The 11907-nt window shown below is 74.1% G+C and carries 8 protein-coding genes; 7 read left to right on the top strand and 1 reads right to left on the bottom strand.

Annotation, left to right across the window (positions count from 1 at the left end):
* Positions 1-253: 253 nt before the first annotated feature.
* Positions 254-880, bottom strand: a complete 627-nt coding sequence (locus tag PKA89_RS19905) for a hypothetical protein (RefSeq protein ID WP_324422543.1) — start codon at positions 878-880, stop codon at positions 254-256.
* 29 nt (positions 881-909) lie between these two features.
* Here PKA89_RS19905 and PKA89_RS19900 point away from each other — a divergent pair, with 29 nt between their 5' ends.
* The 7 genes from PKA89_RS19900 (at position 910) to purM (ending at position 11687) form a co-directional block, all read left to right on the top strand.
* Positions 910-2223: an MFS transporter gene (locus PKA89_RS19900; protein WP_324422541.1), complete on the top strand. Its 1314-nt coding sequence runs from the start codon at positions 910-912 to the stop codon at positions 2221-2223.
* Positions 2220-3662: an aspartate aminotransferase family protein gene (locus PKA89_RS19895; RefSeq protein WP_324422539.1), complete on the top strand. Its 1443-nt coding sequence runs from the start codon at positions 2220-2222 to the stop codon at positions 3660-3662. The genes PKA89_RS19900 and PKA89_RS19895 overlap by 4 nt, the downstream gene beginning before the upstream one ends.
* 89 nt (positions 3663-3751) lie before the next feature.
* The gene (locus PKA89_RS19890) at positions 3752-5380 is read left to right on the top strand and encodes an AMP-binding protein (RefSeq protein ID WP_324422537.1); all 1629 of its coding nucleotides are present in this window, start codon (positions 3752-3754) and stop codon (positions 5378-5380) included.
* A 184-nt stretch (positions 5381-5564) separates the two neighbouring features.
* Positions 5565-7331, top strand: a complete 1767-nt coding sequence (locus PKA89_RS19885) for a hypothetical protein (protein ID WP_324422533.1) — start codon at positions 5565-5567, stop codon at positions 7329-7331.
* 147 nt (positions 7332-7478) lie between these two features.
* Entirely contained in the window at positions 7479-9032 is a 1554-nt protein-coding gene (locus PKA89_RS19880; RefSeq protein ID WP_324422531.1) for a Re/Si-specific NAD(P)(+) transhydrogenase subunit alpha, read from the top strand.
* Positions 9029-10465 carry a Re/Si-specific NAD(P)(+) transhydrogenase subunit beta gene (gene pntB, locus PKA89_RS19875; protein WP_324422529.1) on the top strand — a complete coding sequence of 479 codons (1437 nt, stop codon included), beginning with the start codon at positions 9029-9031 and terminating at the stop codon, positions 10463-10465. Before PKA89_RS19880 ends, pntB begins: the two co-directional genes overlap by 4 nt.
* A gap of 94 nt (positions 10466-10559) precedes the next feature.
* Positions 10560-11687 (top strand): phosphoribosylformylglycinamidine cyclo-ligase, encoded by a 1128-nt coding sequence (gene purM / locus PKA89_RS19870; RefSeq protein WP_324422527.1) that lies wholly within the window; start codon positions 10560-10562, stop codon positions 11685-11687.
* Positions 11688-11907 lie beyond the last annotated feature (220 nt).

Here is an 11907-nt window from a genome sequence, read left to right as displayed (position 1 = left end):
GTACCGACTCCTCGAACACGGCCCCTCACCGGCTTGACCAACCATAGGAGCGTCGTCGGGGATCGGTCCGTTCAGGTCTGGGCCTGGGCCACCTGACGGTCGAGCCGAGTCGCGCTCGGTCGCTTCAGGTCTCGCGACATGCGGATGACCGGGCCCGTCCGTCCGCATGTCGCGGGACCTGGAGGCGACCGGACCCCGACGACGGCGGCCGGACCGGCGCCCCCGACCCGCTGCCGGCCCGGCGCGCCAGCGGTCAGCCGAGGTCGGTGATGGTCGTCGTCACGCTCGTCACCGACGGCCGGCGCGGGGTGGAGGAGAACCCGAACCGACAGGGCGGCTCGACCGGAGCCAGCCGACCGAGCTCGACGCCGTCGAAGCGACCCGCCACCCAGCTCACCGAGCGGACGTCGGTCGCTCCGTAGTACTCGCGCCGGCCGGCCCGGGCGACGCCGCGGGTGCGCACGCCGCGCAGCACGACGCGCGCCACGGGGTCGGCGAGGGTCGCGAACACCGGGCTCTCGGCGAGCGGCCGGGGCACGCGCCGCAGCAGCGCGCCGAGCAGGGTGCGCCCGCCCACGTCGAGGTCGAGGGTCAGCGACGGCGAGCGCACGGCCCAGCGCCCGGAGGAGCCCGCGGTCCCGGCCGCGGCGGTGACCGCGAAGGGCTCGAGCCGGACCTCGTCGAAGGTGTACGTCGTGGACACGAGGTCGGCGACCTCGTCGGTCGGTGCGAGGAGGACCCGGTGTCCCGAGGCGGTCTCGACCATGGCGTCGGCGAACTCCCCGAACGGCGACTCCGGCCACCACCCGACGACGACGCGCACCCCCGAGCTCGAGCCCACCCCGGCGATGCGTCCTCGGAACCTGCGACCTCCACTCACCCGCCCATCCTGCCCACTAGGGTCCGGTCATGGCCGCGCCGCTCCCCGTCTCCGCCCGTCGCGGCTACGGGTTGGGGTCGGTCGCGACCGGCTCGTTCGGCACCGTGCCCGGGCTGCTCCTCCTCCCGTACCTCACCGACCGGCTCGGCGTCCCGGCCGGGGTCGCGGGCCTGGTCGTCTTCCTCCCCAAGGCCTGGGACGTCCTCCTCAACCCGGTCGCCGGACGGGTCAGCGACCGCTCGACCCATCCCGGCGGACGCCGCCGGCCGTTCCTCCTGCGCGCCGGGCTGGCGCTCGCGGTCGCCTTCGTCCTGCTCTTCTCCGGCCCGACCAGCCCGACCGGCCTCGCCGCCACGTGGGTCGTCGTCCTGTTCCTCGCGTGCGCCACGGCCTACGCGTTCTTCCAGGTCCCCTACGTCGCGATGCCGGCGGAGATGACCGACGACTACGACGAGCGCACCCGGCTGATGACCTGGCGGGTCGCGGTCCTGGCCCTCACGATCCTCGTGAGCGGTGGCCTGTCCCCGGTGGTCCGCGACGCCCTCGGGCCGACGTGGGGCTACCGCGGCGTCGGGCTGTTCGTCGCCGTGCTCATCGCGATCGGCACCGTCGGCGCGTGGTGGGGGACCCGCACCGCGCCGATGAGCCGGGCCGCGACGGCCGGGGGCAGCCTGCGCGACCAGCTGAGGGTCGTCGCCGCAGCACGTGACTTCCGCACCCTCCTGGCCGTCTTCGTGCTCCAGGCCCTCGCGACCGGGGCGATGCTGGCCGGTGTCGACTACGTCGCCCGCGTCCTCCTCGGCAGCCCGGGCGCCTCCACCGTCCTCTTCGTCTGCTTCGTCGGCCCGGCCCTGCTCGTCACGCCGCTGTGGCAGCGCGTCGGCGAGCGCCGCGGCAAGCGCACCGGGTACGTCTGGGGCTCGGTCCTCCTCGGGGCCGGAGCCCTCGCCACGCTGGCCGCCACCGCTGTCGGCACGGCGGCGACCGCGGCGGCGGTCGGCGTCGTCGGGGTCGGGTACGCGGCCTGCCAGATGTTCCCGCTCGCGATGCTCCCCGACGTCGCCGCGGCCGACACCGCGCGCACCGGGGAGGACCGCGCCGGCACGTACACCGGCGTGTGGACCGCCGGCGAGACGCTCGGCCTCGCGGTCGGTCCGTTCCTGTACGCCGGGGTGCTCGCCCTCGGCGGATACGTCTCGAGCACCGACTCCGCTGCGGTGCAGCCGGACTCGGCGCACGTGGCGATCGCCCTCGGCTTCACCGTCGTGCCGGCGGTGCTCGTCGCCGGGTCCCTGCTCGTGCTCCGCCGCTACCACCTCGACGAGGGGATGTCCCACCGATGACCACCGACCGTCCCGCCGGTGAGGACGCCGGCCACGTGCTCGCCGAGCTCCGCGCCCTGCGCGCCGACGACCTGCCGACCCACGGCGGGCGCACCCTGGCCTACGTCTACGACTCCGGGCTTGCCGAGGCCGATACCCTCGGCCGTGAGGCCCTCTCGATGTTCGCGTCGTCGAACGGCCTGGACCCCACCGCGTTTCCCTCACTGCTGCGGATGGAGAACGACCTCGTCGCCGACGCCGGCGCGCTGCTCGACGCCCCGCAGGGCTTCGCCGGCTCGGTGACCTCCGGCGGCACCGAGTCGATCCTGCTCGCCGTGCTGGCCGCGCGTGAGGGCGCCCCGGGCGTCGTGGCGCCGAGCATGGTGCTGCCGTCCACGGCCCACGCGGCGTTCCGGAAGGCGGCGAAGTACCTCGGCGTCCGGCCGGTCGTCGTCGAGGTCGACCCCACCACCCTGCGGGCCGACCCGGCGGCCGTGCGGGCGGCGCTCGACCCCTCCACCGTCCTCGTCGTCGCCTCGGCTCCCTCGTACGCACACGGCGTCGTCGACCCGGTCGTGGACGTCGCGCGGGCCGCCGCCGAGGCCGGCGTCCGCTGCCACGTCGACGCGTGCATCGGCGGCTGGGTCCTGCCCCACCTCGACGACGTGCCGCCGTGGACCTTCGCGGTCGAGGGGGTGACGAGCATCAGCGTCGACCTGCACAAGTACGCCTACACCCCCAAGGGCGTCTCGCTGCTGCTCCACCGGGACGCCGCACTGCGCCGGGGCCACCTGTTCGCGTCCGCCGACTGGCCCGGCTACACGATGCTCAACACGACGATGCAGTCGACGAAGTCCGGCGGGCCCCTCGCGGCGGCCTGGGCCGTGACCCGGCACATCGGCATCGATGGCTACGCCCGGCTCGCCCGCGAGACCCGCTCCGCGACAGTCGGGCTCGCGGCTGCAGCGACCGAGGTCGACGGGCTCCGCGTCGTCGCCGAGCCCGACTCCACCCTCCTCGTCCTCGCCACGGACGGCTCGTGCGACGTCTTCACGATCGCCGACGAGATGCTCGTCCGCGGCTGGTTCGTCCAGCCGCAGATGGCCTTCGGTGCCCTCCCGCCGACCCTGCACCTCACCCTGTCGGCCGCCACCGCGCCGGCGGTCGGGGAGTTCGTCGAGGCCCTGCGCGACGCCGTCGCCGCCGCCCGCGCCGCCGGGCCCGTGGCCGTCGACCCGCAGCTCGCCGGGATGCTCGCCGGCCTCGACCCGGCCACCGTCGACGACGCCGGGTTCGCCGGGCTCCTCGCCGCCGCGGGTCTCGCGGGGGAGGGCGGCGGCATCGCCCTCCCGACCCGGATGGCGCCGGTCAACGCCCTGCTCGACGCCTGCCCGCCGGCGCTCCGCGAAGCGCTGCTCGTCGGTGTCCTCGACCGCCTCTCCCGCCCCACCCCGCGCTGACCACATCCCGCGCCAGACCGACCGAGCTGTTGCCCTGCGGGGGACGGGCGTGTTGGCTGGGGCGGACCGGACCGACCGAAGGGACCCCGATGACCGAGACCCCCGACCCCCAGCTCTCGCACACCGTCGGGGTCCTCGAGCCCCCGCTCCTCGAGCAGACCATCGGCGACCAGCTCGACGCCACGGTCGAGCAGCACGGGGGCCGCGAGGCGCTCGTCGACCGGGCCCAGGGTGTCCGGATGACGTGGGCCGAGCTGGGCGCCGCCGTCGACCGGCTGGCCCGCGGGTTCCTCGCGGTCGGCGTCGGCAAGGGCGACCGGGTCGGCATCTGGGCGCCCAACTGCTCGGAGTGGGTGCTCGTCCAGCTCGCCACCGCCAAGGTCGGTGCCGTCCTCGTCAACATCAACCCGGCGTACCGCACCCACGAGCTCACCTACGTCCTCGGCCAGGCGGGCATCCGGGTGCTGGTGACGGCCGAGTCGTTCAAGACCTCCGACTACGTCGCGATGGTCGAGTCGGCCCGGCCCGAGTGCCCCGCGCTCGAGCAGGTGGTCGTCATCGGCCGGGAGTCGTGGGACGCCCTCCTCTCCGCGGCCGACGAGGTGAGCCCCGAGCGGCTGACCCTCGCCCAGCGCGAGCTCGACCCGTACGACCCGATCAACATCCAGTACACGTCGGGCACGACCGGGTTCCCCAAGGGTGCGACGCTCTCGCACCACAACATCCTCAACAACGGCTACCTCGTCGGCGAGCTGTGCCGGTACACCGAGGCCGACCGCATCTGCATCCCGGTGCCCTTCTACCACTGCTTCGGGATGGTGATGGGCAACCTGGCGGCCCTGACCCACGGCGCCTGCATGGTCATCCCCGCGCCGGGGTTCGACCCCGCGTCGACGCTCGCGGCGGTCTCCGAGGAGCGCTGCACCTCGCTCTACGGCGTGCCGACCATGTTCATCGCGGAATGGGCTCTGCCGGACTTCTCCTCGTACGACCTGTCGTCGGTGCGCACCGGCATCATGGCCGGCTCGCCGTGCCCGGCGTCGATGATGACCCAGCTCATCGAGTCGGGCATCGAGGAGATGACCATCTGCTACGGCATGACCGAGACCTCGCCGGTGTCGACGCAGAACCGCACCGACGACACCTTCGAGCAGAAGGTCAACACGGTCGGCTCGGTGCATCCCCACCTCGAGATCAAGGTCGTCGACCCGGTCTCGGGCGAGACCCTCCCACGGGGTGTCCCGGGCGAGTTCTGCACCAAGGGCTACTCGGTGATGCTCGGGTACTGGGAGGAGCCGGAGAAGACGGCCGAGGTGCTCGTCGACGGCTGGATGCACACCGGCGACATCGCGGTGATGGACGACGACGGCTACGTGCAGATCACCGGCCGGATCAAGGACATGGTGATCCGGGGCGGCGAGAACATCTACCCGCGCGAGGTCGAGGAGTTCCTCTACACCCACCCGGACGTCCTCGACGCCCAGGTCATCGGCGTCCCGGACGAGCGGTACGGCGAGGAGCTGTGCGCCTGGGTCCGGATGAGGGACGGCGCCGTGCCGCTGACCGCCGAGGCGGTGCGCGAGTACTGCTCGGGTCGGCTCGCGCACTACAAGATCCCGCGCTACGTCAAGGTCGTCGACGAGTTCCCGATGACGGTCACCGGCAAGGTCCGCAAGGTCGAGATGCGCGAGGCGACGGTGGCCGAGCTCGGCCTCTGACCAGCGCCGACGCGCTCGGCGTCCACCGTCGGAGGCCCTGCTGGCGCCCGACCGCGCGAGGCCCTAGGTTGGCCCGGCGCAGGGGACCGTCGGTCCGGGTCCGGCCGCTTCGGCCGGTGCCCGACGCGACGGTAGGTTGTCCGACGACGCCGGTTCCGGCGTGCTCTCGACAGGAAGTTCCCAGATGTCCACCGACCAGCTGCTCCTCCTGCTCCTCGTCATCGTCGTCGTCGTGCTCGTCGTCTGGCTGCTCGTGCGCCGCTCGTCGTCGCGCAAGGACGAGGCGCGTGCCGAGGCAGCCGTCCTGCGCGCCGAGGCCGAGGGCCTCGCGACGACCATCGCCGGCCAGGAGGCCTTCGCCGCCCAGGCCGAGGACCGCGCCGGCGTGGCGCAGACCGAGGCGGAGCGGCTCGCGGCCGAGGCGGACCGGCTCGCCGCCGAGGCCGGCCGGACCCGGGCCGGGGTCGAGGCCGCCCGCACCGAGCACGACGCGTTGCTCGCGCAGGCCGACCGGGTCGACCCGGACGTCGAGACCCCCGACCCCGCCGACGGCGCCGACGGCGACGACCGCCCGATGACGCGCGCGGAGGTGCGCCGGATGCGCGAGGAGGCCGAGCGCGCCGCGTGGGCCGGCAGCCCCGCGGCCCCCGTGCCCGGTGCGGCCGGTGCGGCGGTCATGGGCGCCGAGCTGGCGGCCGCCCAGCCCGCGCCCGGCACCCCGGTCGCCGAGGAGCCGGCTCCCGTCACCGAGGAGGCGGTCGCCGAGCAGCCGGTCGAGGAGCCGGTCCTCGAGCGGTCCCCCTGGGCGCCGCCGCTCGAGGAGCCCTCGCCGGTCGCGCAGGCCGCCCCGGCCGCGGCGGAGGAGACCGTCGCCGACCCGGAGGCCGAGGCGCACAGCGCTCGCATCGCCGCCGCCGCCGACTACCGCGACGACACCGACGAGGAGGTGCTGGCCGAGACGCGGGCGTCCGACGAGGTGTGGGACCCCACCGCAGCGGGTACGGAGACGTCCGTGGCCGACATCGACGACGACGTCTCCGCGGCGGACGACGCCCGCACCCCACCCGGCGAGTGGGGCGGTCCGCGCCCCGAGGCGGCCGAGCAGCCGGCCGCCGCCGAGACGCCGGTCGTCGAGGACGAGCCCGCCTCCGAGCCGGTCGAGCCGGCCGGGGAGCCGGTCTCCCGGCAGGCCGACGAGGCCGTCTCGGGGCACACCCCGGAGCAGCCGGCGTCCGAGGACGCGCCCACCGGGGGCGTGCCCACCGAGGCCGCGCCCACCGAGGACGACGCGCCGACCACGGACGAGGCCGCCGAGGTCGTCGAGGACCCCGGCCACGGCGCCTTCACCGAGCCGGAGGAGCCGGTCGCCGACGCCGAGGACCCCACCCCCGAGCGCGACTGGGGCGCCGACGAGGCCGAGATGCTCGAGGAGAACCGGGAGCGCGGCGACCGGCTCGCCGAGGAGCGCGCCGAGATGGACCGCGAGGCCGCCGACGCCGGGATGGAGCCGGTCGACCCCGCGTCCGCGGAACCGCTGCCCGAGGAGCCCGAGACGGAGGACGTCGCCGACGAGCGGCCCGCGCCGGAGGACGTTGCCGACGAGCAGCCCGCGCCGGAGGACGTCGCCGACCAGCAGCCCGAGACGGAGGTCGTCGCCGACGAGCAGCCCGAGCCGGAGGACGTCGCCGACGACCAGCCCGCACCCGCCGAGGCATCCGGCTCCCGCCGGGTCTCGGAGTTCGACGAGATCCGCGACGGCGGTTTCGGGATGGGTTCGGCCGCCCCGATCGACGACGGCGCCCAGCCCCTCGACCACCCGGTCCAGGCCTACCGCGACACCATGACCTACCGCGTCCCGGAGGACCCCGGCTACGACTCGGCCGACCCCGACGTCTGGTTCTACGACGCGGCCGCCGCCGAGCGCAGCGGCTTCCGGCGCTCCGAGGGCTGAGCCCCGAGGCACGCGAACGGCGGCGCGCCGCGGTCCCGAGGGGTCCGGCGCGCCGCCGCCGCTGTGTGGCGTGACACACGTGCTGAATCCCTCGGCCCGACCCGCTAGGTTCGGTCGGGACCGCCCCTGCGTCGGAGAGGAAGCCCAGTGCGCATCGGAGTCCCTCGCGAGTCCCGGCCCGGGGAGACCCGTGTCGCGGCCACGCCGAAGACCGTCGAGCAGCTCGTCGGCCTCGGCTACACCGTCTTCGTCGAGACCGGTGCGGGTGCGCGCGCGAGCTTCACCGACGACGCGTACCGCCAGGCGGGCGCCGACGTCATCGAGGACGCGGTGTGGAACGCCGACGTCGTCCTCAAGGTCAACGCGCCGTCCGAGGCCGAGCTGGGCCGGCTGCGTCCCGGCCAGGTCCTCGCCGCCCTGCTCTCGCCCGCCCTCGCCCCCGAGCTCGTCGAGCAGCTGGCTGCGCGCGGGGTCACGGCGCTGGCGATGGACGCCGTGCCGCGCATCAGCCGGGCCCAGTCCCTCGACGTCCTGTCCTCGATGGCCAACATCGGCGGCTACCGGGCGGTCGTCGAGGCCGCGCACGAGTTCGGCTCGTTCTTCACCGGCCAGGTGACGGCGGCCGGCAAGGTGCCGCCGGCCAAGGTCCTCGTCGTCGGTGCCGGGGTCGCCGGGCTCGCCGCGATCGGCACCGCGAACAGCCTCGGCGCGGTCGTGCGGGCCTTCGACGCCCGACCCGAGGTGGCCGAGCAGGTCGAGTCGATGGGCGCCGAGTTCCTCCGCATCGACGTCGCCGACGAGGGCCCGTCCGCCGACGGGTACGCGAAGGAGACCAGCGCCGACTTCGACGCCAAGGCCGCCGAGCTCTACGCGGCGCAGGCCAAGGACGTCGACATCGTCATCACGACCGCGCTCATCCCCGGGCGGCCGGCGCCGCGGCTGCTCACCGAGGAGATGGTCGCCTCGATGAAGCCGGGCTCGGTCGTCGTCGACATGGCGGCGGCCAACGGGGGCAACGTCGCCGGCACGGTCGCCGGCGAGAAGGTCGTCACCGAGAACGGGGTCACGATCCTCGGCTACACCGACCTCCCCGGGCGCCTGCCGACCCAGGCCAGCCAGCTGTACGGCACCAACCTGGTCAACCTCATGAAGCTGCTGACCCCCGAGAAGGACGGCGAGCTGCACCTCGACCTCGACGACGTCGTCCAGCGCGGGATGACCGTCGTGCGCGACGGTGAGGTGCTGTGGCCGCCACCACCGGTACAGGTCTCGGCCGCGCCGGCGCCCAGCACCGACGTCGTCACCGTCGACACCGCGGCGGCCACGCCGGCACGTCAGCCGATGAGCGGGCAGGCGAAGCTGGGCCTGGCGGCCGCCGGCGCCGTGCTCTTCCTCGTCGTCTCGGCCTTCGCCCCGCCGCCGTTCCTCGGTCACTTCATGGTCTTCATGCTGTCCGTGGTCATCGGGTTCTACGTCATCGGCAACGTCCACCACGCGCTGCACACCCCGCTGATGTCGGTGACCAACGCGATCAGCGGCATCATCGTCGTCGGTGCGCTGCTCCAGGTCGGGCGGGGCAGCGCGGCGGTCACGGTGCTGGCCTTCGTCGGCATCCTCGTTGCGAGCATCAACGTCTTCGGTGGGTTCCGGGTGACCGCCCGAATGCTCGAGATGTTCAAGCGCGAGGAGCCCGCCCGATGAGCTCGACCCTCGTGCAGGGCGCCTACATCGTCGCCGGCCTGCTCTTCATCCTCGCCCTCGCCGGTCTCTCCCGGCACGAGTCCGCGCGCCGGGGCAACCGGTTCGGCATCGCCGGGATGGCGGTCGCGCTCGTCGTCACCGTGCTCGCCGCGACCGCCGGCCTGCGCGAGAGCAGCGGCGGCCTGAGCGTCGAGACCGGCGGCTCCGGCTGGCTCGGGCTGCTGCTCATCCTCGTCGCGATGGCCATCGGCGCGGTCATCGGCCTCGACCGCGCCCGCAAGGTCGAGATGACCGGCATGCCCGAGCTCATCGCGATGCTGCACAGCTTCGTCGGGCTCGCGGCGGTCCTCGTCGGCTGGAACTCCTCGTACGAGGCGACCGCGTACCCGACGATCCACGACGTCGAGGTCTTCGTCGGCGTCTTCATCGGCGCGGTGACCTTCACCGGCTCGATCGTCGCCTTCCTCAAGCTGTCGGCGCGCATCCCGTCCCGACCGCTGACGCTGCCGTTCCGCAACCAGCTCAACCTCGGCGCGCTCGGGCTCTTCCTCGTCCTCACCGTCGTCTACACCCTGCTGCCCGAGAGTGCCGTCTTCGGCCGGCACGCCCTGCTCGGGCTGGTCACGCTCCTCGCGCTCGCGCTGGGCTGGCACCTCGTGGCCTCGATCGGCGGCGGCGACATGCCCGTCGTCGTCTCGATGCTCAACAGCTACTCCGGCTGGGCGGCGGCCGCGGCGGGGTTCCTCCTCGGCAACGACCTGCTCATCATCACCGGGGCGCTCGTCGGCTCCTCCGGTGCCTACCTCTCGTACATCATGTGCCGCGCGATGAACCGCTCGTTCATCTCGGTCATCGCCGGCGGCTTCGGGGTCGAGGGCGGCACCGCGGCCGCCGACGACACCGACTACGGCGAGCACCGCGAGATCACCGCCGAGGGTGCCGCGGCGCTGCTCACCGACGCGCACTCGGTCGTCATCACCCCCGGTTACGGGATGGCCACCGCGCAGGCCCAGCACGCGGTCGCCGACCTCACCAAGCGGCTGCGGGCCCAGGGCGTCGACGTCCGCTTCGGCATCCACCCGGTCGCCGGGCGGCTGCCCGGGCACATGAACGTGCTGCTCGCCGAGGCCAAGGTCCCCTACGACATCGTCCTCGAGATGGACGAGATCAACGACGACCTCGCCGAGACCGACGTCGTCCTCGTCATCGGCGCCAACGACACCGTCAACCCCGCCGCCGCCGAGGACCCCACCTCCCCGATCGCCGGGATGCCGGTGCTGCGGGTCTGGGAGGCCAAGGACGTCATCGTCTTCAAGCGCTCGATGGCCACCGGGTACGCCGGCGTCCAGAACCCCCTCTTCTTCCGCGAGAACGCCCAGATGCTCTTCGGCGACGCCAAGGAACGCGTCGAGGACATCCTCAAGGCCCTCTGACGCCACGGACCCGCGGAGTCGTGTGCCGAGGTGGTCGTCCCGGCGACCACCTCGGCACACGACGCCGGTGGGCGGCCTCGGTAGGCTTCCCGGCGTGAGCGACACCGACCAGCCGACGTCCATCACCTACGCCGCGGCCGGGGTCGACGTCGAGGCGGGTGACGAGGCCGTCGAGCTGATGAAGGAGTCGGTGCGCCGCGCGACCCGGCCGGAGGTCCTCGGCGGGCTCGGCGGCTTCGCCGGGATGTTCGACGCGAGCGCGCTGGCCCGGTTCCGACGGCCGGTGCTGGCCACCTCGACCGACGGCGTCGGCACGAAGGTCGCCATCGCCCAGGTCCTCGACCGGCACGACACGATCGGGGTCGACCTCGTCGGCATGGTCGTCGACGACATCGTCGTCTGCGGAGCCGAGCCGCTCTTCATGACCGACTACATCGCCTGCGGGAAGGTCGTCCCGGAACGCATCGCGGCCATCGTCTCCGGCATCGCCCGGGGCTGCGAGCAGGCGCGGGTCGCGCTCGTCGGCGGGGAGACCGCCGAGCACCCGGGCCTGCTCGACCCGGACGAGTACGACGTCGCGGGCGCGGCCACGGGAGTCGTCGAGCACGACGAGGTCCTCGGGCCGCAGCGGGTCGAGGTCGGTGACGTCGTCCTCGGCCTCGCGAGCAGCGGGCTGCACTCGAACGGGTACTCCCTCGTCCGGCGGGTCGTCGCGCACGCCGGGTGGCAGCTCGACCGGCACGTCGAGGAGTTCGGCCGCACCCTCGGCGAGGAGCTGCTCGAGCCGACCCGGGTCTACACCGCCGACCTGCTCGACCTCGTGCGGCTCGACGGCGTCGACGTCCACGCCCTCTCACACGTCACCGGCGGCGGGCTCGCCGCCAACCTCGCCCGCGTCCTGCCGCAGGGCGTCCACGCCCGCCTCGACCGGGCGTCGTGGACCCCGCCCGCCGTCTTCTCGACCGTCGGGGCGCTCGGCAGCGTCCCGCGCGCCGACCTCGAGCGCACCCTCAACATGGGCGTCGGCTTCGTCGCCGTGCTGCCCGCCGCCTCGGTCGACGCGGCGACGACGCACCTGGCCGCCCGCGGCATCGACACGTGGGTCATGGGCGAGGTGCAGGAAGCGTCCGCCGCCGGCCCCGCCACCGGTGAGGTCGTGCGCGGGGCCAAGGGGGTCGACGGCGGTTCGGTCGAGCTCGTCGGCGACCACCCCACCCCCTGACCGCCCGCCCCCGACCACCCCACCCCCTGACCGCCCCGCCCCTGCCGACTTATTGCGGATAACCCACCTCGAGGGGCCCTCACGGGGCCCGTCGAGGTGGGTTATCCGCAATAAGTCGGGATGACGGGAGGTGCCGGCCGTCCACCGGCGGTCGGAGGGCCGGACGCCCCGCGGGGGAGGCCGGCGGCCTCCGGGGGGCCGACCCCGGCCCGGGGGGTCG

It is taken from the genome of Phycicoccus sp., from assembly GCF_035325325.1.
GTDB lineage: Bacteria > Actinomycetota > Actinomycetes > Actinomycetales > Dermatophilaceae > Phycicoccus.
The sequence above is the reverse complement of the archived record's forward strand: the minus strand, read 5'-3'. Positions and strand labels throughout refer to the sequence as shown.